General features: G+C 72.3%; 21 protein-coding genes. 11 read left to right on the forward strand and 10 right to left on the reverse strand.

What is annotated here, in order from left to right; translation table 11 throughout:
• The first annotated feature begins 83 nt into the window (after positions 1-83).
• The 4 genes from ACWEF6_RS28410 to ACWEF6_RS28425 all read left to right on the forward strand — a co-directional run bounded on the left by ACWEF6_RS28410 (position 84) and on the right by ACWEF6_RS28425 (position 3777).
• A complete protein-coding gene (locus ACWEF6_RS28410; RefSeq protein WP_449685731.1) occupies positions 84-839 on the forward strand; it encodes a helix-turn-helix domain-containing protein in 756 nt (251 codons plus the stop codon).
• Positions 840-944: 105 nt separating this feature from the next.
• The gene (locus ACWEF6_RS28415; protein WP_449685732.1) at positions 945-1922 is read left to right on the forward strand and encodes a LacI family DNA-binding transcriptional regulator; all 978 of its coding nucleotides are present in this window, start codon (positions 945-947) and stop codon (positions 1920-1922) included.
• 565 nt (positions 1923-2487) lie between these two features.
• A complete protein-coding gene (locus ACWEF6_RS28420; protein WP_449685733.1) occupies positions 2488-3069 on the forward strand; it encodes a DNA-binding protein in 582 nt (193 codons plus the stop codon).
• 51 nt (positions 3070-3120) lie between these two features.
• Positions 3121-3777 (forward strand): RES family NAD+ phosphorylase, encoded by a 657-nt coding sequence (locus ACWEF6_RS28425; RefSeq protein ID WP_310976663.1) that lies wholly within the window; start codon positions 3121-3123, stop codon positions 3775-3777.
• On the opposite strand, the gene ACWEF6_RS28430 is transcribed toward ACWEF6_RS28425, so the two are convergent.
• The 3 genes from ACWEF6_RS28430 to ACWEF6_RS28440 all read right to left on the reverse strand — a co-directional run bounded on the left by ACWEF6_RS28430 (position 3759) and on the right by ACWEF6_RS28440 (position 7452).
• Positions 3759-4409: an HAD family hydrolase gene (locus ACWEF6_RS28430; protein ID WP_449685734.1), complete on the reverse strand. Its 651-nt coding sequence runs from the start codon at positions 4407-4409 to the stop codon at positions 3759-3761. The two genes, ACWEF6_RS28425 and ACWEF6_RS28430, sit on opposite strands and share 19 nt — an antisense overlap.
• Positions 4391-6337 carry a S9 family peptidase gene (locus tag ACWEF6_RS28435; protein ID WP_449685735.1) on the reverse strand — a complete coding sequence of 649 codons (1947 nt, stop codon included), beginning with the start codon at positions 6335-6337 and terminating at the stop codon, positions 4391-4393. Before ACWEF6_RS28435 ends, ACWEF6_RS28430 begins: the two co-directional genes overlap by 19 nt.
• 152 nt (positions 6338-6489) lie before the next feature.
• Positions 6490-7452: a TerC family protein gene (locus tag ACWEF6_RS28440; protein WP_449685736.1), complete on the reverse strand. Its 963-nt coding sequence runs from the start codon at positions 7450-7452 to the stop codon at positions 6490-6492.
• Positions 7453-7755: 303 nt separating this feature from the next.
• Here ACWEF6_RS28440 and ACWEF6_RS28445 point away from each other — a divergent pair, with 303 nt between their 5' ends.
• The 3 genes from ACWEF6_RS28445 to ACWEF6_RS28455 are packed head-to-tail and all read left to right on the forward strand — an operon-like array spanning position 7756 to position 12306.
• Positions 7756-10626 (forward strand): alpha/beta fold hydrolase, encoded by a 2871-nt coding sequence (locus ACWEF6_RS28445; RefSeq protein ID WP_449685737.1) that lies wholly within the window; start codon positions 7756-7758, stop codon positions 10624-10626.
• Positions 10623-11546 carry an ABC transporter permease gene (locus ACWEF6_RS28450; protein ID WP_449685738.1) on the forward strand — a complete coding sequence of 308 codons (924 nt, stop codon included), beginning with the start codon at positions 10623-10625 and terminating at the stop codon, positions 11544-11546. Before ACWEF6_RS28445 ends, ACWEF6_RS28450 begins: the two co-directional genes overlap by 4 nt.
• 19 nt (positions 11547-11565) lie before the next feature.
• Complete coding sequence (locus ACWEF6_RS28455; protein ID WP_449685739.1) at positions 11566-12306, forward strand: enoyl-CoA hydratase/isomerase family protein; 741 nt, start codon at positions 11566-11568, stop codon at positions 12304-12306.
• On the opposite strand, the gene ACWEF6_RS28460 is transcribed toward ACWEF6_RS28455, so the two are convergent.
• The gene (locus ACWEF6_RS28460) at positions 12303-12803 is read right to left on the reverse strand and encodes an SRPBCC family protein (RefSeq protein ID WP_449685740.1); all 501 of its coding nucleotides are present in this window, start codon (positions 12801-12803) and stop codon (positions 12303-12305) included. The two genes, ACWEF6_RS28455 and ACWEF6_RS28460, sit on opposite strands and share 4 nt — an antisense overlap.
• Positions 12804-13025: 222 nt before the next feature.
• Here ACWEF6_RS28460 and ACWEF6_RS28465 point away from each other — a divergent pair, with 222 nt between their 5' ends.
• Positions 13026-14417 (forward strand): S28 family serine protease, encoded by a 1392-nt coding sequence (locus ACWEF6_RS28465; protein WP_449685741.1) that lies wholly within the window; start codon positions 13026-13028, stop codon positions 14415-14417.
• 60 nt (positions 14418-14477) lie between these two features.
• Complete coding sequence (locus tag ACWEF6_RS28470) at positions 14478-14867, forward strand: VOC family protein (protein WP_449685742.1); 390 nt, start codon at positions 14478-14480, stop codon at positions 14865-14867.
• Position 14868: 1 nt separating this feature from the next.
• Here the strand turns inward: ACWEF6_RS28470 and ACWEF6_RS28475 are convergent, their stop codons facing one another.
• The 5 genes from ACWEF6_RS28475 to ACWEF6_RS28495 all read right to left on the reverse strand — a co-directional run bounded on the left by ACWEF6_RS28475 (position 14869) and on the right by ACWEF6_RS28495 (position 19805).
• Entirely contained in the window at positions 14869-15216 is a 348-nt protein-coding gene (locus ACWEF6_RS28475) for an MmcQ/YjbR family DNA-binding protein (RefSeq protein ID WP_449685743.1), read from the reverse strand.
• Between the two features lie 4 nt (positions 15217-15220).
• Positions 15221-15418, reverse strand: a complete 198-nt coding sequence (locus ACWEF6_RS28480) for a type II toxin-antitoxin system VapB family antitoxin (RefSeq protein ID WP_449685744.1) — start codon at positions 15416-15418, stop codon at positions 15221-15223.
• 13 nt (positions 15419-15431) lie between these two features.
• Entirely contained in the window at positions 15432-17588 is a 2157-nt protein-coding gene (uvrB, locus tag ACWEF6_RS28485) for an excinuclease ABC subunit UvrB (RefSeq protein ID WP_449685745.1), read from the reverse strand.
• Between the two features lie 46 nt (positions 17589-17634).
• On the reverse strand, positions 17635-18030 hold the full coding sequence (locus ACWEF6_RS28490) for a carboxymuconolactone decarboxylase family protein (RefSeq protein ID WP_449685746.1): 396 nt from the start codon (positions 18028-18030) through the stop codon (positions 17635-17637).
• A gap of 227 nt (positions 18031-18257) precedes the next feature.
• Positions 18258-19805 (reverse strand): DUF5685 family protein, encoded by a 1548-nt coding sequence (locus ACWEF6_RS28495; RefSeq protein ID WP_449685747.1) that lies wholly within the window; start codon positions 19803-19805, stop codon positions 18258-18260.
• Between the two features lie 106 nt (positions 19806-19911).
• Here ACWEF6_RS28495 and ACWEF6_RS28500 point away from each other — a divergent pair, with 106 nt between their 5' ends.
• Both ACWEF6_RS28500 and ACWEF6_RS28505 read left to right on the forward strand, forming a co-directional pair.
• Positions 19912-20430, forward strand: a complete 519-nt coding sequence (locus ACWEF6_RS28500; protein ID WP_449680589.1) for a DUF402 domain-containing protein — start codon at positions 19912-19914, stop codon at positions 20428-20430.
• Between the two features lie 66 nt (positions 20431-20496).
• Positions 20497-22086: an ArnT family glycosyltransferase gene (locus ACWEF6_RS28505; protein ID WP_449685748.1), complete on the forward strand. Its 1590-nt coding sequence runs from the start codon at positions 20497-20499 to the stop codon at positions 22084-22086.
• Here the strand turns inward: ACWEF6_RS28505 and coaE are convergent.
• Complete coding sequence (gene coaE / locus ACWEF6_RS28510; RefSeq protein ID WP_449685749.1) at positions 22002-23186, reverse strand: dephospho-CoA kinase; 1185 nt, start codon at positions 23184-23186, stop codon at positions 22002-22004. The two genes, ACWEF6_RS28505 and coaE, sit on opposite strands and share 85 nt — an antisense overlap.
• Positions 23187-23299 lie beyond the last annotated feature (113 nt).

Raw genomic sequence — 23299 nt, forward strand, 5'->3', positions numbered from 1 at the left:
CTTCGCGGGAAGTTCGATGTTCACCCGGACGGGTGGCACCGATTCTTTCCGTTTTTGTCGGACCCCCACGGCATGATCGGGGTGTGTACGAGGAATGGGCGGCGCCGGCGGTCTTGCGGGGCGTGGCGAAGTGCGTGTGGCGATCGGCTTCGGAGGGCCCGAAGCGGATCGTCCCGGACGGCTGCGTCGACTTGGTGGTGGGCGGCGGAACGGCGTTCGTGGCGGGGCCGGACACGGCGGCGTGGTGGTCGGAGACGGAGGGGGTGGTGAGCGGGGTCCGATTGGTGCCGGGCCGGGCGGCGGCGGTGCTCGGGGTGGCGGCGGACGAGCTGCGGGATCGGCGGGTGCCGTTGGGTGAGTTGTGGGGGCGGTCGTCGGCGGAACGGTTGGTGGAGGGGGTGGTGTCGCCGGTTTCCGCGGTGGCCGAGCGGGTGACGGGGGTGCCGCCGCCGGATTTCGCGGTGGCGGAGCTGATCGCGCGGCTGGAGGCCGGGGTGGCCCGGGTCGGTGCGGCGGCGGCGTTGAACGGCCGTTCCGGTGCGGCCGCCATGGGTCAGCCGGCGGCGGGCGCGGTGAGCGAACGGCGGCTGCGGCGGCGGTTCGTCCAAGCCGTCGGGTACGGGCCGGCCACCTACCTCCGGGTGAGCCGGTTCCAGCGGGCGGTCGCGCTGGCTCCGCGCGTCTCGGGGCTGGCCGCGCTGGCCGTCGCCGCGGGGTACGCCGATCAAGCGCACCTCAGCCGGGAATGCCGGGCGCTGACCGGTCTTACCCCACGCGATTACTTCGGCGGACGCTCCACTGTGGACGTTGCGGTGCGTGATCGACTCCGTTCGGCGTAACCCCTGCGGTCAACCGGAAGTGGCTGTTCACCCAAAAAGGTAAGCGGACGGTAAACGACTACCAAGAGCGCTATCCTCCCCTCGACGAGTGATCAGGGAGGGCGTGTGGCCACCATCAGCGACGTCGCGGCGAGAGCCGGCGTCTCCACGGCGACGGTGTCGCGCGCGCTCAACGGGAAGTCCACTGTGGACCCCGCGTTGGCCGCGCGGGTCCAGGAGGCCGCCGCCGAGCTGGGGTACCACCCGAACGGGCTGGCCCGGAACCTCCGCCGTCAGGAGACCGCGGTGCTCGCACTGATCATCTCCGACGTCGAGAACCCGTTCTTCACCGCCATCGCCCGGGGTGTCGAGGACCTCGCGCAGCGGTCCGGGTACTCGGTGGTGCTCTGCAACTCGGACGAGAACGAGGACAAGGAGCGGCGCTACATCGAGGTGGCGCTGCAGGAGCGGGTCGCCGGCGTGGTGCTCTCGCCCACCGGCCGCTCGACGAACGTCGAGGGCCTGCGCCGCCAGGGCACCCCGCTGGTGGCGGTGGATCGGCCGTTGCAGGCCGCGGAGGGCGACCAGGTCCTGGTCGACACCCGCCACGCGGCGGCCGAAGCCACCCGGCACCTGCTCGCGGGCGGCTACCGGCGCGTCGGCTGCTTGACCGGTCCGCCGGGCGTCCGCACGGCCGAAGACCGCCTGGCGGGCTACGCCGATGTCGTCGGCGAAGAGAACGTCCTGTTCCGGCGGGCGGAATACCGCGCCGAGGGCGCCCGCCTGGCCGCGCTGGAGCTCCTGGACGAGCCCGCGCCACCGGACGCGCTCCTGGTCGCGAACAGCACGATGGCGATCGGAGTGCTGGAGGCCCTGTCGGCCCGAGGCCTGCGCCCGGGCAGCGACGTGGGCATAGTCTCGTTCGACGACGCACCATGGACAACCCTGATCGACCCACCCCTGACGGTGGTCGCCCAGCCGGCGTACGAGGTAGGCCGCGTGGCGGCGCAGCTCCTCCTGGCCCGAATCACGGACAGCAGCCGCGACGCCACGACGACCACGCTCGAAGCTCGCTTGATCGTGCGGAAGAGCTCCCGCCGCTGAGATCGAGGAGGCGAGGTCTGCGCCCCGATGCATGCCCGCGCGGCGGTCGGCTCAGGTACTTGAAGGATCGGCCTGCGCACCCCAGGGGTCGGCTGCGCGCCCCGGGGGTCGGCCTGCGCACCGGGAAGGTCGGCCGCGCACCGGGCAGCCGGCTCGAGTGCCCGGAGGGGCGGCTTGCGTACTCAGCCGGCCGGCCGAACTCGCCAAAGTAGGCCGGGTGGGAGCGACGTGCCCGAGGGGCCGGCTCGTGCCGGGCCCCCCAGGCACGCCCCACCCCCTGTGTCCCCCATCACCGGCGCCGGAACGCCGGGTCCTGTGAGCACGGAGCGGAAATCGTTTACTCATCCGGAACGTAGGTGCCCGACCGCACAGTGTCAAGCCGGGCCGTCAAGCCGGATCCAGGCTGGACAACGGCGCCCGATCCAGGGAAACTGACCGGAAGTTGCCTACTCAACGTGTTGGATGATGTGCCGTGAGTGTCGATCTCTGGTGAATTCACGCACAGACAGGGCAAGAAAGCGCACGAACCCGCACATCCGCGCTGTTTCGGGTTAACCTGAGCCACATGTCTGTAGCGCTGGAGAACATCCTCGCCAAGGCGGGCCTGAAGGTCGACGCGAATGAGTTCCTCACTCTCGTCGAAGACGCCGCGCGCAGACTGTCGCCACCGAATCCGGATCCCTCGCACTACTTCTCGGCCGACCAGCGCGCCGCGCTCACTGACGTCGGGCTCGACCTCTCCCCGAGGCGCGAGGACGAACCCGACTTCCGGGCGCGCACCGTCGCCGCCCATGCCGTGCTCGCCGAGGGCGCGCTCAGCGTCAACGAAGCCGCCAAGGCCCTCGGGGTCGACGACAGCCGGATCCGGCATCGGCTCAAGGAAGGGCGGCTGACCGGGTGGAAGGACGGCGGGTGGCGGCTCCCCGCGTGGCAGTTCGCCGGCTCCGGGGTGCTGCCCGGCCTCGAAGTCGTGCTCAAAGCCCTCCCCGAAGACCAGCCCGCGCTCGTCGTCGCCGCCTTCATGAGCACTCCGCAAGCGGATCTCGTCATCAACGAGCAGCCCGCGACCCCGCGCCAATGGCTCCTCTCCGGTGGTGATCCGGACCACGTCGCCCGCCTCATCGCCACGCTCGGCACTCCGCTCTAGGCTGGACCCTCCCGAGCAAGATCTCCGACAAGGACGGACCACCCCCGACCCATGGCCCGGCTCCCGCTGCCGCCCGCCCGATCCGTCCTGGTCCGGCAGCTGAACCGCGCCGACGACGTGGTGACGGTCCAGCCCGCGACCAGGCTCGTGCGGATCTTCACCGCGCACGGCAGACACCCCCAGCAGTGGAACTCGTTCCGCTACACCGGCCCGCTCCCGCACGGCCGCTTCGACCAGCAGTCGCCCGGCCGCGGTGGCGCGCCGGTCACCGATCCCGCCAACGGCGTCCTCTACTTCGGCCTCACCGTGCGCACGTCGGTCGCCGAGGTGTTCCAGACCAGCTCGACGGTCGATCGCCGCACCCGCGGTCCCCGGCTGGTCGTCGTCCGCCCGACACGCACACTGCGCCTGCTCGACCTGACCGGCCTCTGGCCGACGCGGGTGGGCGCTTCCCAGGAGATCTCCAGCGGCCCGAAGAAGCTGACCCAGGCCTGGGCGCGGGCGATCCGCGGCGCGTTCAGCGACCTCGACGGCCTCTGGTACCGCTCGTCGATGGACTCCGGCGACCCGGCGATCTGCCTGTGGGACCCACCGGCGGGCGCCGCGCTCCCGATCGCGCCGGACGTGCTGCTGCCGCTGGACCACCCGGGCCTGGACGTCCCGCTGGGCCGGGTCTGCGAAGAGCTCAACTACACGCTGCTGAACTGAGCCGCCAGCACCGGGAGCACCGCCCGCAGGTCCGGCCCGTCGACGACGTGCGTCGCGACGGCCCGGGCGGCCGGGGTCCCGTTGAAGGCGATGCTCGTCCCGACGGCGGCGAAGAGCGGCAGATCCGACCGGCTGTCCCCGATCGCCGCACACCGCTCCGGCGCGAACCCCTGGGCGAGCGCGAAGTCGCGCTTGCCGAACTCGTCCAGGTGCTCGGCGACGTTCCCGGTGTAGCGGCCGCCCTCGGCCTCCGGCACCGGGCCGCAGTACGCGGCGAACCCGAACCGCCCGGCGAGCATCCGGCCCACCGGCGTCCACGCGAGCGTGGTCAGGATCGGCCGCAGGTCGTGGTCGCGGCACCACGCCACCGTCTCGGCGATCCCGTCGACCAGCGGCAACGTCGCCAGCCGGGCCAGAACTTCCGCCTCGGTGTGCCCCGCCCAGCCGCGCGCGTCGATGACCGACGCCTCCTGGTTGGTCAGCTCGCCCGCGACGTACGCCGCCTCGGCCGCGACGAGCTCGGCCTCGTGCCCCAGCGCCGCGGCCACCCACGCGCACGAGCTGGTGCCCGGCACGAGGGTGCCGTCGACGTCGAAGCAGACCAGGCCGCGCGTCACAGGTGGCGCGACCACCACTCCAGGACCGCCTCGAACCGCTGGGCCCGGTGCCGCGGCCGTCCCGAGCGGCTCAGCTCGTGGCCCTCGCCCGGGAAGAGCAGCATCTCCGCCGGCGCGCCCGCCCGGCGCAGGGCCACGAACATCCGCTCCGCCTGCTCCAGCGGGCAGCGCCAGTCCTGCTCCGAATGCACGACCGCGAACGGGATGCGGATCTGCGAAGCGTACGAAAGCGGCGACCGGTCGCGCTGGACTTCCGGTGAAGACCCGATGTAGGCGTCGACGAAGAAGTAGCCGATGTCCGAACTGCCGACCATCGAGTCCCACGCGTTGACCGCGCGTTCGCTCCACGCGGCCTTGAACCGGTCTCCGTGGTGGGCGGCCAGCCAGCTCGTCATGAAGCCGCCGTACGAGCCGCCCATGATGCCGACGCGGGTGGCGTCCAGGTCCGGCCGCTCCAGGGCCTTGTCCAGCAGGGCCAGGACGTCGTCGACGTCGACCGTGCCGAAGCCGTGGGTGATCGCGTGGCCGTGCGCCTGCCCGTAGCCCGCCGAGCCGCGGGGGTTGCCGACCACCACCGCGTAGCCCGCCGCCGCGTAGACCTGGGCTTCGTCGAACACCGCCCACTCCTGCTGGGTGAACGGCCCGCCGTGCACCACGCGCAGCACCGGGTGCGGGCCCTCGCCCTCGGGCAGGACCAGCCAGCCGTGCACCGGGTAGCCGTCCGGGGCCGTCGTCTCCAGCTCGATCATCGGCCGGATGCCCTTGTCCCGCAACGGCTTCGCGTAGTCGGTCAGCACCTCGGGCCCGCCGTCGCCGAGCAGCACGACCTCGCCCGCGGTCGACGGCGTCGCGATCACCGCCACCAGCACCGAGCCGTCCAGCGTGAACGACCGGACCGCGGCCTGGTCCGCGTGGACCACCGCGAGGTCGGCCAGCGGGGCCTCGACGGTGTCGACGGCGACCGCGCGCAGTTCCACCGCGCCGCGGTGGCGGACGGCCACGACGACGTCGTCCTCGCGCGGAGCCGGCGGGCCGGCCGCGCCCTCGCAGTCCACGGTCTCGGCGTCGGTGAGCCGCCGGGCCTTCACCGGGCCGGCGCCGAATTCGGGCGTCGCCGCGTAGAGCCCGGTGGGCGCGGCCTCGTGGTGCTCCTCGAAGGACTGTCCCAAGTAGAACAACGTGCCGTCGGGGCCGAACGCCGGCCGCTCCGAGTACCCGTCGCAGCGCACGACGACCTCGGGCTCGCCGCCCTCGGCGGAGATCGCGCAGATGTCGCGGAAGTCGCTCTCGGCCGCACCCCAGTCCGGCGGGGCGGTGAAGACCACCCGCGTGCCGTCCGGCGTCCAGACCGGGTGGGCCGCGTCGAACCCGTCGCCGGTCAGCGGCTCGGGCGCCCCCGGCTCGAAGGCGTCGACAGTGTCGATGACGAACAGCCGCTGCATGCGGTCGCGCAGGAACCCGACGTCGTCGATCCGGTAGTCCATCCGCGTGATCCGGCGCGGGGCCTCGGCGGCCGGCTCCGGCGTCTCGCCGCCGGCGTCCGGCGTGCCGTAGCGCCCGGCCTCGGGCACCCGGGCGGTGAACGCGATCCGCCGCGAATCCGGCGCCCACACCGGTTCCCCGGCTCCGAGCGGCAGCGACGTCAACCGGCGGGCCTCCCCGCCGTCCGACGGCATCACGTGCAGCTGCGGGTTGCCGTCCGCGCCCGTGCCCTCCCCGGCGCGCAGGAACGCCACCCAGCGCCCGTCCGGCGAGATCGCCGGCGCCGAGTCGCGCGGACCGTGGGTCCACGCCGACTCACCGCCGTCGAGCGACACGCGCCGGACCTCGCCGTGCGTGGCGTTCGCCGTGAGATCCGGTCTCTTCAGCGCCGTGAGCAGCAGGTTCCCGCGCAGCGCGGGACGGCCGGGGACGACGAGGTGTTCGATGTCGGCAGGACGCACGTCCCGACCGTACCGGAAATCCTTAGCGAGGCGAACGAGTTTACTGATCCGGCCAAAAGCAGGCCGCCCCCGGCTCGGCACGTAACCGTCGCGGCAAAGTCATTCGGCCGTGACTGTGGCCGGATCAGTAACCATCGGCACCGCGCCAGGTCTCATGCGGCGACTTGCTTGCGCTCGTCGCGCCGGGCCTTCGCCAGGCTCGTCACCGTGGTCACGGTGAGCACGACGACGATCACGCCGAGGGAGACCCAGTTGTTGATGTCCAGCCAGTCCGGGACGACGTGGTACTCGTGCAGCGCGTGCAGGAACAGCTTCGCGCCGATGAAAGCGAGGATCACCGCGAGGCCGTAGCTGAGGTAGACCAGCTTGGTCACCAGGCCGCCGAGCAGGAAATACAGCTGACGCAGGCCCATCAGCGCGAACGCGTTGGCGGTGAAGACGAGGAACGCCTCCTGCGTGATGCCGAAGATCGCCGGGATCGAGTCGACGGCGAACAGCAGGTCGGCCGAGCCGATGGCCACGATCACCAGCAGCATCGGGGTGATCATCCGCTTGCCGTTGAGCTTCACCGTGTAGTGGTGGCCGTGGTAGTCGTCGGTCACCGGGGCGATCTTGCGGACCTGCCGGGTGACGGCGTTCTCGTGGTACTCCTCTTCCTCGCCCTTGCCGCGCAGCATGCTGATCGCCGTCCAGATCAGCACCGCGCCGAACAGGAAGAACACCCAGACGAACTGCTCGATGAGCGCGGCACCGATGGCGATGAAGACGCTCCGCATGGCGAGCGCGAGCAGGATGCCGACCAGCAGCACGCGGTGCTGGTGGATGGCGGGCACCTTGAACGAGCTCATGATGATCATGAAGATGAACAGGTTGTCGACGCTCAGCGAGTACTCGGTGATGTACCCGGTGAAGAACTCGACACCCGGGTCGTGCCCGGCGAAGATCCACACGCCGATGCCGAAGGCGATCGCGCACGAGACGTAGAAGATGACCCAGCGAGCCGCTTCCCCCGTGGTCACTTCGTGCGGCTTGCGATCGACGATGACCAGGTCCAGCGCGATCAGCGCGAGCAGGCCACCGATCGTGGCGATCCACAGCCACAGGGGGACAGTCATGGAACTCGAACCTCCGGATAGCGCGCAGCAGCAACTAACCGGAGGTCTCTCCCGCCGGTGAAACCACCGGCCGACGGTGCCGGGGGCGCAGGGCCACCGTGCTGACGACACCGCCGCGAAGGAATACTCCCCTCACAGCGCGTCCAGTTTGCCGGTTCCCCCCGGCCGAGCGCCAGCCGGGATCGCGCACGTCACCGTGTTGGTCGTGTAATTCCGGTCACTTCGGTCCACCAGGTGGTCCGGGCGTGTGATCACTGTGAGCCGCGGAGGACACTCTCAGGAAACTTCACCTACGGTCACGTCGTGCCCCGACTCCCGCTCCCGCGCACCCGCCGCGCCCGGCTCACGGCGCTCGGCGCCGTCGTGGCGGTGCTCGCCGCCGCGACCGTCCTCTGGGCGACGCGCGACACGGCCCCGCCCGCCGTGCCGACCCAGGACGCCCTGCTCGACCTGCCCGCCGCGCCCGGCTCGGCCGAGCAGGTCAAGATCGACACGACCACCTACCTCCCGGCGACCGTGCCCGCACCGGCCGTGCTGCTCGCGCACGGCTTCGGCGGGGACAAGAACAGCGTCGCCGACGACGCCCGCGAGCTCGCGCGGAAGGGCTTCGTCGTGATGACGTGGTCCGCGCGCGGCTTCGGCAAGAGCACCGGCAAGATCGGGCTCAACGACCCGGACGGCGAGGTCGCCGACGCGAGCCGCCTGATCGACCGGCTCGTCGCGCAGCACCAGGTGACGCTCGACGCCCAGGGCGATCCGAAGGTCGCCGTCACCGGTGCCTCCTACGGCGGCGCACTGTCGCTGCTGCTGGCCGGCACGGACAAGCGCGTCGACGCGATCGCGCCCGTGATCACCTACAACGACCTGGCCCAGGGCCTGATCCCGAACGCGGCGACCCCCGCGTCCGCGGCCCCCGGCACGCCGTCCGCCGGCGCCTTCTCGACCGACGGCGTCTTCAAGAAGAGCTGGGCGGGCATCTTCTTCTCGGCCGGTTCGGGTGCCGCGGCGAGCGGTTCGCCCTCCGCCGAAGCACCGGAAGCCGGGCAGGAGACCGACACCGGGGCCACCGGCGCCGCCGGGACCGCGGCCGCCGCGGGGGCCGCGGTGCCCGCCGGGCCGCCGGGCGCGGGCGGGCCGCGGAGCGCGTCGGCCGACCCCTGTGGCCGGTTCACCGCCGCGGTCTGCCGCGCCTACACCGAACTCGGCACCACCGGGCAGGCGAGCCAGGCGAGCGTCGACCTGCTGCGCCGGGTCTCCCCCGCGTCCGTCACCGGCAAGATCACCGTGCCGACGCTGCTGGTGCAGGGCGAGAGCGACACGCTGTTCGGCCTCGACCAGTCCGACGCGACCGCCCGGCAGATCACCGCGGCGGGCGGCAAGGTCAGGACGATCTGGTACACCGGCGGCCACGACGGCGGCAAGCCCGGCCCGCAGCTGCGCGCCAAGATCGCCGACTTCCTGAAGACGGCGCTGGACGGCGGCGACCCGGGCACCGGCTTCAGCTACGACGTCCAGGGCACGCTGCGCGCCAACGGGACGCCGTCGGTCCGCACGGTCAACGCGCCCGCCTACCCCGGCCTGACCGGGCCGGCCACCGAACGGCGCCTGCTGGCGCTGAACGGGCCCGCCCAGCCGGTGGTGCGCCCGGCCGGGGCGAACCCGGCGGCGGTCAGCGGGATCCCCGGCCTCAACGGCGTCGCGAGCAGCTCGTCACGGCTCGGCGCGCTGTTCAGCAACGACCCGCCCGGCCAGGCCGCGCAGTTCGCCACCGCGCCCTTCGACGGCCAGGTCGTCATCAGCGGCTCGTCCACCGTGCGGCTGCAGGTCGCCGCGGACCCGGCGCACCCGCAGCCGGACGCGGTGCTGTTCGCGAAGCTCTACGACGTCGGGCAGGACGGCTCGCGCGTGCTGCCGGCCAACGCCATCGCGCCGTTCCGGGTGAGCGGGCTGCCCGCCGACGGCACCCCGGTCGACGTCACGGTGACGCTGCCCGGCATCGTCCGGCCGATCGAGGGCGGCCACTCGCTGCGCCTGGTCGTCGGCACCACCGACCAGGGGTACGCCGCGCCGGCCGCGCCCGCGGTGTTCCGGATCGGGCTGGCCGCCGGCACCGCGCTGGCCGTGCCGGTCGTGCCGGGCAAGTCCGTCGGTTCCCCGGCACCGGTGGGGCAGCTGGTCGGCATCGGCGTGACGCTGGCGATCGGCCTCGCCGCGGTGCTCTTCGCGGCCCTGCGCCGCCGCCGCGCCACCGACGTCGACGCCGAGCTGGCCACGACTCCGCTGGTCATCGAGGGGTTGCGCAAGCAGTACGCGGGCGGGTTCGTGGCGGTGAAGGACCTGTCCTTCCGCGTCGAGCCGGGCCAGGTGCTCGGCCTGCTCGGGCCGAACGGCGCGGGCAAGACGACCACCCTGCGGATGCTGATGGGCCTGATCACGCCGACCGAGGGCACCATCCGCGTGTTCGGGCACAAGATCACCCCGGGCGCGCCGGTGCTCTCGCGCATCGGCTCCTTCGTCGAGGGCTCGGGCTTCCTGCCACACCTGTCCGGCCGGGCGAACCTCGAGCTGTACTGGGCCTCGACCGGGCGTCCGGCGGAGAAGGCGCACTTCGCCGAGGCGCTGGAGATCGCCGGGCTCGGCAACGCGGTCGAACGGCGGGTGCGGACCTACAGCCAGGGCATGCGGCAGCGGCTGGCGATCGCACAGGCGATGCTCGGCCTGCCGGAGCTCATGGTGCTCGACGAACCGACCAACGGGCTCGACCCGCCCCAGATCCACCAGATGCGCGAGGTGCTGAAGCGGTACGCCGCGACCGGCCGGACGGTGGTGGTGTCGAGCCACCTGCTGGCCGAGGTCGAGCAGACCTGCACGCACGTCGTGGTCATGCACCGCGGCTCGCTGGTCGCCTCGGGCGAGGTCGGCGAGCTGGCCGCGGCCGGCGGCGAAGCGACGTTCCGGGTCGACGACCCGGCAGCGGCCGCGGCGGCGCTCAAGGCGCTGAGCGGGGTCACCGACGTCGATGTCGAGGGCGAGCTCGTGCACGCGAACCTCGGCGAGCTGCCGCGGGCCGAGGGCGTGGCCGCGCTGGTGCGCGCCGGGGTCGCCGTGGAGCAGGCCGGGCCGCGGCGCCGGCTGGAAGACGCGTTCCTGCAACTGGTGGGAGAAGAGTCGTGAGCGAGGGTGTGCACACCGACCCGCACGCGCTGGACGAGCTGAGCGACCTCGCGTCGGCCGAGCACGCGGGCGTCGGGCCGGACGGCGCGGTCGAGGGCTACTCGGCGCGGCGGACGCTGCGGCTCGGCGTCGAGCTGCGGCGCCAGCTCAAGCGGCGGCGGACGCAGTTCCTGCTCGGGTTCGTCGCGATCCTGCCGTTCATCCTGGTGCTCGCGTTCCAGCTCGGGCAGTCGAACCCGAACCGGCGCAGCGGCGGCTTCGTCGACCTGGCCACGGCGTCCGCGCCGAACTTCGTCGTGCTGGCGCTGTTCGTGTCGGGGACGTTCCTGCTGCCGATGATCGTCGCGCTGTTCTTCGGCGACACGATCGCGAGTGAAGCGTCGTGGTCGAGCCTGAAGTACCTGCTGGCGGTGCCGGTGCCGCGGCAGCGGGTGCTGCGGCAGAAGGCGATCGTGTCGGGCCTGCTTTCGGCGTTCGCGCTGGTGCTGCTGCCCTTGGTGTCGCTCGGCGTCGGGGTGCTCTGGTACGGCGCGGGCGACGCGATCAGCCCGACCGGCGACGCGGTGTCCTTCGGTGACAGCCTGCTGGCCATCGCACTGTCCACTGTGTACATCATCCTGCAGCTGGCCTGGGTGGCCGGGCTGGCGCTCGCGCTGAGCGTGTCGACCGACGCCCCGCTGGGCGCGGTCGGCGGCGCGGTGCTGGTGGCGATCCTGTCGCAGATCCTGGACCAGATCACCGCGTTGGAAGGGCTCCGGAACTACCTGCCGACGCACTACGCGTTCTCTTGGATGGACCTGATCTCGACCGACGTCGACTGGACCAACCTGGCGAGCGGCCTGCTCTCGGCGGCGATCTACGGAACGGTGTTCTTCCTGTACGCGGGACGGCGGTTCGCGCGGAAGGACATCACCAGCTGAAGCCGGTACGGTCGGGTTCGTGCCGATCACCCTGGAGAACCACCACGACGTCGCCGTGCTCCGGATCGACCACGGGCGGGGCAACACGCTCGACACCGACTCCTGCCGGGCGCTGGTGCGGCAGCTCGAGGAGGCCGAACAGGCCCGCGCCGTGGTGCTCACCGGGACCGGGGGGATCTTCTGCGCGGGCGTCGACCTCAAGCGGCTCGACGACGGCGGGGCGCCGTACGTGGCGGAGTTCCTGCCGCTGCTGTCCGACGCGCTGCTGGCCGTGTTCGGCTGCCCGCGTCCGGTGGTCGCCGCGCTGAACGGGCACGCCATCGCCGGCGGGGCGGTGCTCGCCGCGGCCGGCGACCACCGGGTGCTGGGCGCCGGCCGGATCGGGGTCACCGAACTGCTCGTCGGGCTGCCGTTCCCGTTGGCCGCGCTGGAGATCCTGCGCTGCAGCTACGGGACCACCCGGCTGCCGCTGCTCACCTACCCGGGTGAGACTTGGGGCGGTGAGGAGGCCTTGGCCCGCGGGCTGGCCGACGAGCAGGCCCCACCGGACGGCGTGCTCGAGCGGGCCCTCGCCGTCGCGGCGCGGCTCGGCGACCTGCCCGCCGAGCCGTTCGCCCACACGAAGGCCCAGATCCGGCAGCCCTTCCACGAGCGGATCGCCGAGTACCGCCACTCGGACGATCCGCAGGTGGAGCGGCTGTGGCAGTCGGCCGAGGCGCTGGCCGCCGTGAAGTCCTATGTGGACCGGGTGCTCCGTTAGGCCGGCACGCCGCTTTCGGCGAGTGCCTTGATGCCCTCGACGGTCTTCTGCATGTTGGCCTGCAGCTCGCCGAGCCGCATGGCGACGATCTCCTCTTCGTGCTCGGGCATCGAGCCGATGATCGTCGTCAGGTTGGACGGGCCGGGGCCGATCCGGGCCCACTGCCGCAGGATCGTGCCGTCGCCGTCCGGGACGAGCTCGAACTTCCACGACGCGGCCGGGTTCGCCACGTCCATCACGGCCCACGCGAACAGCAGCCCGGGCTCGTAGCCGGTGACGGTCGAGACCGTCTCCCACTCCCCGGCGACCGGGTGGGAGTTGCGGCCGCGGAACCGCGCGCCGAGGCCGGGCTCGGCGTCGTCGACCCAGTCGCCACCCTGGAACTCGGTGGAGAACCGGGCCGGCAGGTCGATGTCCAGCAGCCAGGACCAGATCTCGGCCGGCCGCGCGGCGACGCGGACCTCGACCTGGGCCGTCGGGCAGTCGGAAACCTTCATGGCGGACCCCTCGCTCGATGACGGTGCCTACGGATCCGGACGGTAACGCGGCGCCGAACACGCCGACAACTCGCACGATGCCCCCGGCCGGGCACGCCGGGCGACCCGACGCCACCCGCCGAAAGTCGGATCCTCACCGATTCTGCGCCCGGACAGCCGATTGCCGACCCCGGCCGGTTCTGTGAGGGTCCCACCGAGGGTTTCGACGACGGGTGGTGCTCGATGCGCAGACTTTTCACCGCGGGTGCGGTCCTGCTGGCGCTGGCCGGCCTGGCGCCGGCGGCCACGGCGGCGCCGGACATCAAGGCGCAGCTGCAGCGGATCCCGGGGCTGACGGTCGTGTCCGAGGACGCGGCGCCGGCCGGGTTCCGGTTCTTCAAGCTGACCTACACCCAGCCCGCCGACCACCGGCACCCCGGCGCGGGCACGTTCCAACAGCGGTTCACGTTGCTGCACCGCGACTTCGCCGCCCCGACGGTCGCCTTCACGAGCGGCTACAACGTCAGCGGCTCGCCGAACCGTTCGGAGCCGACGCAGATCGTCGACGGCAACCAGCTGTCGATGGAGTACCGCTACTTCACGCCGTCGCGGCCGGAACCGGAGAACTGGGCGAAGCAGCTGACGATCTGGCAGGCCGCGGCGGACGAGCACCGCGCGGTGCAGGCGTTCAAGGCGATCTACCCGGGCAAGTGGCTGGCCACCGGCGGCAGCAAGGGCGGCATGACCGCGACGTACTTCCGCCGCTTCTTCCCCGACGACGTCGACGCGACGATCCCGTACGTCGCGCCCAACGACGTCATCGACCCGGTCGACGTCTACAACCGGTTCCTGTCCCGCGTGGGCAACGACCCGGCGTGCCGCGACGCCTTGAAGGCGATCCAGCGCGACGCGCTGAAGCGGCGTGACGAGCTGGGGGCGATCGCCGCGGCGGACGCGGCGCAGCGCGGGCTGACGTTCTCGATCGTGGGTTCGGCCGACAAGTCCCTCGAGATCTCGGTGATCGACTCGTACTTCGCGTTCTGGCAGTACCAGACGCAGGCGGACTGCGCGACGGTGCCGCCGGCGGGCGCGCCCGCCGCCGACGTCTACGCCTGGTACGAGAAGGTGGAGAGCCTGAACACGTACTCCGACCAGGACCTGGCGCCGTACATCCCGTACTACTACCAGGCGGCGGTGCAGCTGGGCTCGCCCGAGGCGTACGACGGCTACCTGCGCGACCTGCTGCGCTACCCGGGCGCCGACCAGCCGAAGACGTTCGTGCCGGCGTCGATCCGCCTGCCGCGCTTCGACTACGCGGCGATGCCGGACATCGACTTCTGGGTGAAGAGCCGCGGCACCCGCCTGCTGTTCGTGTACGGGTCCAACGACCCGTGGGGCGCGGAGCCGTTCGAGCTGGGCCGCGGCAGCCGCGATTCGTACCGCTACTACGTCCAGGGCGGCAACCACGGCTCGAAGATCGCCCAGCTGGCCCCGGCCGACGCGGCGGCGGCAACGGCGACGATCCGGCGCTGGGCCGGCCTGCCCCCGGTTTCTTCGCCGGCGCTGCGTTCGGCCCCGGCTCCGGCCGGCTTCCCGGACTTCGACGCGGACCTGACGCCCCGGACGCGGCTGTAACTTTCCTCAGGCCGGGCGTACTCTCACCACACCCTGACGGCCCGGCCTGAGGAGGCGCGCATGCCTCGTCCCGTCCACTTCGAGATCCACGCGAGCGACCCCGAACGCGCGGCGGCGTTCTACACGGCGGTGTTCGGCTGGAAGTTCGAGCGCTGGGGTGAGGTGCCCTACTGGGTGATCACCACCGGCGAAGGCAACGGCATCGACGGAGGGCTGCTGCCCCGGCAGGGCCCGGCGCCCGAGGCGTCGGCGCCGATCCACGGCTTCGTCAACACGATCGACGTGGCGAACCTGGACGAGGCACTGGGTGACGTCAACCGGGCCGGCGGGACGCTGGCGCTGCCGAAGAACCCGGTTCCGGGGGTCGGGTGGCTGGCGTACTGCAAGGACACCGAGGGGAATGTGTTCGGGATGCTGCAGGCGGACGAGAACGCCCCGGCGCCGGAGTGAGTCAGGGCCGCTTGGCCTTGGGCAGCCTTCGGACGACCTCGTCGTAGGAAGCATCGATCAGCTCTTCGAGCTCGGCGCCGGGCACTCCGGCGCCGAGCTCGACGCGGTTCCAGCCGTAGCGGCCGAGATAGTCCATGACGCTGACCGCACCGGGATAGCGAGCGCGGACCTCGGCGGCTTCTTCCTTGGTGGCCCCGCATTTGACGGCGACGCTGCCGGGCTGGTTCTGGCCGATGAAGGCGAAGCCCTTGCCACCGACCTTGGCGACGAGGACGTGGTCGCCGAACGGGTAGGTCTCTTCGGCGCCGGGCTTGCCGAGGCAATAGGCGACGACGGCTTCGAGGTTCACGGTTTCACCTCGACCGGCTCGAGATCGGCAGGGCGATCCCCGCCTCCGCCTTGGTCGGCGCGCCGATCTCGGGCTCCCGGTCGGCGACCAGCTTCGCCTTCGGCTCGCGCAGTGCGGCGCGCACAGCACCCGTCTTGGTGTCCCCGGTCAGCTCGGCGACCTCGGCCGCGAGCCGCTCCGTTTCGGGGTCCTCGATGTTCATCCGGCCGGGCCCGCTACTTGATGCCGGCCGCGTCCATGCCCCTCAGCTCCTTCTTCAGGTCGGAGATCTCGTCACGCAGGCGGGCCGCCAGCTCGAACTGGAGGTCGCGGGCCGCCTGCATCATCTGGTCGGTCATCTGCTGGATCAGGTCGGCCAGCTGGGCCCGCGGCATCGCCGACACGTCCTTGTCGACCAGCATGCCCGAGCTGCGGACCCGGTCGCCCTGCTCGGGCTTCTTGCCGCGGGAGGAGTTGCGGCCCGAGCCGCCCACCGAGACCTGCTCGGTGTCCTCGGCTTCGCTGTACACGCGGTCGAGGATGTCCGCGATCTTCTTGCGCAGCGGCTGCGGGTCGACGCCGCGTTCCTTGTTGTACGCCACCTGCTTCTCGCGGCGGCGGTCCGTCTCCTCGATCGCGTGCTGCATCGAGTCGGTGATCTTGTCCGCGTACATGTGGACCTCGCCGGAGACGTTTCGCGCCGCGCGGCCGATCGTCTGGATCAGCGACGTACCGCTCCGGAGGAAGCCCTCCTTGTCCGCGTCGAGGATCGCCACCAGCGAGACCTCCGGCAGGTCGAGGCCCTCGCGCAGCAGGTTGATGCCGACCAGCACGTCGAAGTCGCCCGCCCGCAGCTGCCGCAGCAGCTCGACGCGGCGCAGCGTGTCGACCTCCGAGTGCAGGTAGCGCACCCGGATGCCCAGCTCCAGCAGGTAGTCGGTGAGGTCCTCGGCCATCTTCTTCGTCAGCGTCGTGACCAGGACGCGCTCGTCCCGGTCCGCCCGCTCCCGGATCTCGTGCACCAGGTCGTCGATCTGGCCCTCGGTCGGCTTCACGACCACCTTCGGGTCGACCAGGCCCGTCGGCCGGATGACCTGCTCGACGAACTCGCCGCCCGCCTGGCCCATCTCGTACGGCCCCGGTGTCGCCGAGAGGTAGACGGTCTGGCCGATCCGGTCGGAGAACTCCTCCCAGGTCAGCGGCCGGTTGTCCACCGCGCTCGGCAGCCGGAAGCCGTACTCGACCAGGTTCCGCTTCCGCGACATGTCGCCTTCGTACATGCCGCCGATCTGCGGGACGGTCTGGTGCGACTCGTCGATCACCAGCAGGAAGTCGTCCGGGAAGTAGTCGATCAGCGTGGCCGGCGCCGAGCCCGGGCCGCGGCCGTCGATGTGGCGCGAGTAGTTCTCGATGCCGGAGCAGAAGCCGACCTGGCGCATCATCTCGATGTCGTAGGCCGTGCGCATCCGCAGCCGCTGCGCCTCCAGCAGCTTGCCCTGGCGCTCCAGCTCGGCGAGCCGCTCCTCGAGCTCCTTCTCGATGCCCTGGATCGCCTTTTCCATCCGCTCCGGGCCGGCGACGTAGTGCGTCGCCGGGAAGATCCGGACCTCGTCGACCTCCTTGACGATGTCCCCGGTGAGCGGGTGCAGGTAGTACAGCTTCTCGACTTCGTCGCCGAAGAACTCGACCCGGATCGCGAGCTCTTCGTAGGCCGGGATGATCTCGACCGTGTCACCCCGGGCGCGGAACGTGCCGCGCGCGAAGGCGATGTCGTTGCGGGTGTACTGGACGTCGACCAGGGCCCGCAGGAAGACGTCCCGGTCGAGCTGCATGCCGACCGCGAGCTTCGAGGAGCGGTCCAGGTACGACTGCGGCGTGCCGAGGCCGTAGATGCAGGAGACACTGGCGACCACGATGACGTCCCGGCGGGACAGCAGGTTCATCGTCGCCGAGTGCCGCAGCCGCTCGACGTCGTCGTTGATCGACGAGTCCTTCTCGATGTAGGTGTCCGTCTGCGCGATGTACGCCTCGGGCTGGTAGTAGTCGTAGTAGCTGACGAAGTACTCGACCGCGTTGTGCGGGAAGAGGTCGCGCAGCTCGTTCGCCAGCTGGGCGGCGAGGGTCTTGTTCGGCGCCATGACCAGCGTCGGCCGCTGGACGCGCTCGATCAGCCACGCCGTCGTCGCCGACTTGCCGGTGCCGGTGGCGCCGAGCAGCACGACGTCCTTCTCGCCCGCCTTGATCCGGCGTTCGAGCTCGTCGATGGCCGCCGGCTGGTCACCGGCGGGCTGGTAGTCACTGACCACCTCGAACCGGCCGCCGGTCCGCGGGATCTCCGAGACGGGCCGGAAGTCGGACTGGGCGAGGACGGGGTGTTCGGTTGCGAAAGCCACGTCGACCAGAGTAGGCCGACCCACCGACATTTTCCGTCGGGCCTGGTCAGTGGGCTCGGAACACCGTGATCGACGTGACATCCGGGCCGTCGACGGCGCAGTGCAGGACGGCGCCGGGCACCGGGTCGTCGCCGTGGCACGAGACGAGCACCCGATCGGGGCCGATCGCCTGGACCTCGGTGCGCGGGAAATCCGCCAGCACCTCGGCCACCTCGCCTTCGGGCGCCTCGAGGTGGGCGAGGACGACTTCGCGCGGCGACGGCGGGGGCGGGATCGGCAGGCCGTGGCCTTCGAAGAGGCGGTTCAGCTGGTCGGCGGCGGAAACGGCGCGCGGGAAGCCCGCGAAGGCGGCGGTCTGGACGACGACTTCGCAGACCTCGGCCGGCGACAGCCCGGAAGCGAGACCGGTGCGGAGGTGCACGCTCAGCGGCGGCCCGACCATGCCGGCGGCGACGATCGCGGCGAGCGTGGCGGCCTCGCGGGTGCGGGCGTCGAGGGCGGGGACGTTCGTGCAGGTGGCCGTAGACGGTGCCGACGGCCAGTTCGCCCAGCGCCGGGACGGTGGCGAAGAGCGCGTCGAGGCGGGCCTTCCCGCCTTCGACGAGCCCGGCGAAGTTCTCGCGGCCCTGGTCGTGGAGCTGAGCCATCGGGTCGGTCATGGTCTCCCCTTCAGCAACTGCAGTCACAGCAGGAACAACAGTCGCAGCAATCGCAGTCGCATCCCCAAGCGTCGTGGGGGTTGCCGCTCCAGGGGCCAGGATAGGGATCGCGGCAGCAGAATTGGCAGGTGCAGCACATGTAGGGGATGAGGGCGCAGCCGAGGAAGGCGTTGCGCTTCTTCGGCGGGACGGCGAATTTCGGGTACCAGAGGCCGCCGCCCTTGCCGTCGTAGAACTCGGGCTTGTCGCGCTTGCCGGGGCCGCCGGGGTCCTTGGGGCCTCCCGGACCGCCGGGGTCGTTCGGGCCACCGGGGCCACCGGGGCCGCCGGGACCATCGGGTCCCCCTGGGCCACCAGGCCCACCTGGGCCACCAGGGCCACCAGGCCCACCTGGGCCGCGGCCACCCGGACCGCCGGGGCCGTTCGGGCCCCCTGGGCCACGTCCGCCGGGGGCGCCCGGCGGCGGGACCGGGCCCGGCGGCGGAAATCCGTGCGGCTGCGGCGAGCCCCAGCCGGGCGGGACCTGGTGCGGGTGCTGCTGCGGGGTCGGCCCGGGCCCGATCCAGCCCGGCGGCGGCTGATGCGGGTGCTGCTGCGGAGTGGGTCCGGGCCCGATCCACCCCGGCGGCGGCTGCTGCCCGGCCGCCGCGGAGCCGTGCTCCAGCGTGGCGCACTCGCCTGCCGACGGAGGATGCCGCAAGGACGAGCCGTGGCCGAACGTCCTCCGCACCGCTTGCCTCAGCTCGTGCACCAGCAACGCGTGCACCAGCGCCGGCTGCGCGAACTCCGCCTCGCGCAACGCCAACTCCACCCCCAGCACCGCGTCGTCGCACAGCCGGCGGGCTTCCTCCGGCCTTGTCCCCGTGGCCAGCAACGGGTTCCACACCCCGGCCGCCGCGTCCGGTTCGTAGTCCTCGACCGCGTCCAGCAGGTGTGCCACGCGGCCGAACAGCCGGCCCGCCTCGGCCAGGGGTGCCACGTTCGCCGGCTTGCCCGCCAGCTCCGCCGTGCGCGCGAACGCCGCCGCCGTGGCCCTCTCCGCCGGTTCGGTCGCCAGCAGCGGCGAGTCACCCGACCGGACCGAGGACTCCAGCGAGCCCTGTCCCTCGACCGCCTCCGTCAGCACCGTCGTGTCGAACCCCACCCGGCCGCCCGTGCGACGGCCCTGTGCGGTCCAGCGGGCCGCGACCCGGCGGGCCGCCGCCGCCACCGGGCGCCTTCCGTACGCGCCGTCGCCGTCCTCGACGTGGTCGCCGACCTTGGCCGCCGCCAGGACCAGCGACACCGCCGCCGCCAGCTGGGCTCCCTCGCCGCGGGCCACCGAAGCCGTCCGCATCCCCCGCAGGGGGCAGGGACCCGCCTCGCGGCGGCCGTCCGCTCGCGGGGTCTGGGCCTCGACCAGCACCGAGATGATCAGCCCGTCGTAGTTGGTGACCACCCGGGCGAACTGGCCGTGCTCGTCGCGCAGCGTGAGGCACAGCCCGCACAGGTGCGCCATCCAGTCCGCGTGCAGGCCTTCGGCCAGCCGGTGGCGGCACGGCCTGATGATCCCGAACATCCCCAGTCCCCCCTCGTTCCCCGGAAGCTCGGCGCACCTTAGCCCGAATGCGTGACGCCCGGGGCGGGGGTTCGCGTTTCGTGACCGGCCCGGCAGGATGACGCGCATGGCCGCACTGCACCCCCCGAAGGTCGAGGTCTTCGACCCCGCCGCGCGCGCGAACATCGACCCGAAGGGCATCCGGCGGGAGGTCGAGGAGTTCCGCGAGGAGCCGTTCGGCCTCTACCTCGCGCGCCCGACGCCGGGCCGCGCCCAGTTCCACTACCTCGAGTCGTGGCTGGTGCCCACGCTGGGCCTGCGCTTCACCGACTTCTGGTTCTCCCCCGGCCACGAACGCGACCAGGACTTCTACCTCGACGTCGTCCGCGTCCACCGCGACGGCCCGCGCTGGGTCGCCACCGACCTCTACGTCGACATCGTGCTCAAGGACAAGCTCTCCCTGCGGGTCATCGACACCGACGAGCTCCTGGAGGCCCTCGAGGCGGGCCTGGTCACCGCCGAAGAGGCCGAGTACGCGCTGAAGACCACCTACACCGCCGTCGAGGGCCTGGCCGCGCACGGCTACGACCTCGCCGCCTGGCTGGCCACCCTCGACATCGCACTGACCTGGCGGCGTCACCCCTGACCCCGGCGGCGCCGGACCCGCACGTAGGGTGCGGGAAGACCGGCGCCGACGAGGAACAGGAGCACGATGGACGCCGTGGCCACGGCCCCCGACCAGGCCGAAGCCGAGCTCGCCCCGTTCGCCCGGCTCCCGGTCCTGCTGCTCGCGGCGGGCACGGCCACCGCGCTGCTGCTCACCGCCGGCCGCTACGGCTACTTCGGCGACGAGCTGTACTTCCTCGCCGCCGGCCGGCACCTGGCCTGGGGGTACGCCGACCAGCCGCCGCTCGTGCCCGCCCTCGCCCGGGCGATGGACACGCTCGCTCCCGGCTCGCTCGTGGTCTTCCGGCTGCCCGCGATCGCCGCGACGGCGGCCGGTGTGGTCGTCACCGCGCTGATCGCCCGGGAGCTCGGCGGGCGACGCAAGGCCCAGGCCCGCGCCGCGGCCGCGTACGCGATCTGCGGGCAGTTCGTCGGCAGCGGCCACTACCTCGCGACGTCGACGATCGACCCGCTGCTGTGGACGCTCGCGCTGTGGCTGCTGGTCCGCTGGGTGCGCACCCGCCACGACACGCTGCTGGTCTGGCTCGGCGTCGTGACGGCGGTGGCGCTGAACGGCAAGCTGCTCATCGCCGCGTTCTGGGTGGTGGCCGGGCTCGCGGTGCTCGTGTTCGGGCCGCGTGACCTGCTGCGCCGCCCGAAGCTCTGGCTGGGCGCCCTGATCGCCGCCAGCTCCCTGGTCCCGACGGTGCTCTGGCAGCGCGCGAACGGCTGGCCGCAGCTCGGCATGGGCGACACCGTCGGCGCCGAGGTCGACGCCGCGGGCGGCCGCGCGAGCTTCGTCTCGGACCTGCTGGCCGGCGCCGGCTGGGTGATCGGCGCGCTCGGCGTCCTCTACGGCGTCGCCGTGCTGGTGGCGAGCAAGCAGCTGCGGCCCTACCGGTTCCTCGGCTGGACGGCGCTGGGGGTCGTCGCGGTCTTCCTGGCCGCCAACGGGCGGTACTACTACGCCGCCGGGACGTTCGGCGTGCTGTGGGCGGCCGCCGCCGTCCACCTCGAAGCGCGGGAGCCGGCGCGGTGGTGGCGGTGGGTGCCGGCCTGGCCGGTCTTCGCCGTGTCCGCCCTCTTCAGCCTGCCGTTCACGCTCCCGGTCTGGCCGGCGCACTGGCTCGTCGAGCACCCGGGCGCGCCACGGCCCGCCTACGCGGCCGAAGAAATCGGCTGGCCGGACCTCGCCTCCGACGTCGCCGCGTGGTACCGGACGGCGCCGCCGGACACGGCGATCGTCACCGGCGGGTACTGGCAGGCGGGCGCGCTCGACCGCTACGGGCCCGAGCGCGGCCTGCCCCAGGCGTCCAGCGCCAGCCGGGGCTTCTGGTACTTCGGGCGTCCGGCCGACGACACCCGCAACGTGCTCTTCGTCGGCTACGACCCGTCGAAGATCGCGAAGCACTTCGGCGACGCGCGGATCGTCGGGCAGGTCGGCAACCGGCTCGGGATCCGCAACGCCAGCGAGCACATGCCCGTCTGGCTGCTGACCGGCCGCACCGGGAGCTGGGCCGAAATCTGGCCGCAGCTCAAGGACATGCGCGCTCAGAGTGTCCAGCCGGTGGCCGCGGCCCACTTCTCGGCGCGGGCGAACACGGCGTTGACCCACTCCTGCTTTTCCTCGGCGTAGGCGGCGACGTTGCCGTCGGCGGCGTGCGCCTCGGCCAGCCGCAGCTTGACGTCGCGGTAGTCGTCGCGCTCGTCCGGGTTCGCGCGCAGGAAGTCGCGGAAGAGCAGGGCGAGCCGCCACGCCGGCGTCTCCACCGACCGGACGTGCAGGTTCACCGGCCGCTTCGGGTCGGCGCCGACGTGCAGGCGCTTGGGCCACGTCCCGGTGCCGTCCAGGGCGTCGTCGTACCAGTCGCCTTCGAGGCGCGGGAAGCCGGCGTCGGCCAGCAGGCCACCCAGCGCGTCCGCCTCGTCCAAAGTGGACACCGTGAGCTGCAGGTCCAGGATGTCCTTGGCCGGCAGGCCGGGCACGGCCGTCGACCCGATGTGGTCGGCGCGGCGGGCCGGCTCCCCCGCCACGGCGCGGACCCGGGCCAGCACCTTCTCGGCCTGCGCCGGCCAGGTGAGGTCGTATTCGGCGATCTTCGGCGACACCGGCGGCCGCGGCCGCCGCAGCCGGACGTTCGCCTCGAACGGCACCAGCCGATCCGCCCACAGCGCGTCCACCTCGGCGAGCACGGTGTCTTCGGCGCCGCCGTTGTCCAGCCAGACGTCCGCGACGGCGCGGCGCTGCTCGGTGCTCGCCTGCGCCCGGATCCGCGCCCGCGCGTCCTCCTCGGCCATCCCGCGCGCCGACACCAGCCGCCGCACCCGCACCTCGACCGGCGCGTCGACGACCACGACCAGGTGGTACGCGGTCGCGAGGCCGTTTTCGACCAGCAGCGGGATGTCGTGGACGATGATCGCGTCCGGCTTCGCGGCCGCCATCAGCTCCCCGGTGCGCGCGCCGACCAGCGGGTGCACGATCGCGTTCAGCCGGTGCCGCGACTCGTCGTCGGCGAACGCCTTCGCGGCGAGCGCGGGCCGGTCGAGCGAGCCGTCCGCGGCCAGGATGCCGGACCCGAACTCCGCGACCAGCCGGGCGAGCCCCTCGGTGCCGGGTTCGACGACCTCGCGGGCGATCTTGTCGGAGTCCACCAGCACCGCGCCGTGTTCGGCGAGCCTATTCGCCACCGTCGACTTCCCGGCCCCGATCCCACCCGTCAACCCCACACGCAACATGCCGATCACCCTAGTCAGGCGCGTGACTCAACCGATATCCGGACACGCCGTGTTGCTTACCCACCTCGCCGCGCCGCAGTGCGTACGGTGCGCGCGAAGAGCGTCGCCCACGC

The organism is Amycolatopsis sp. NPDC004772, from assembly GCF_053601215.1.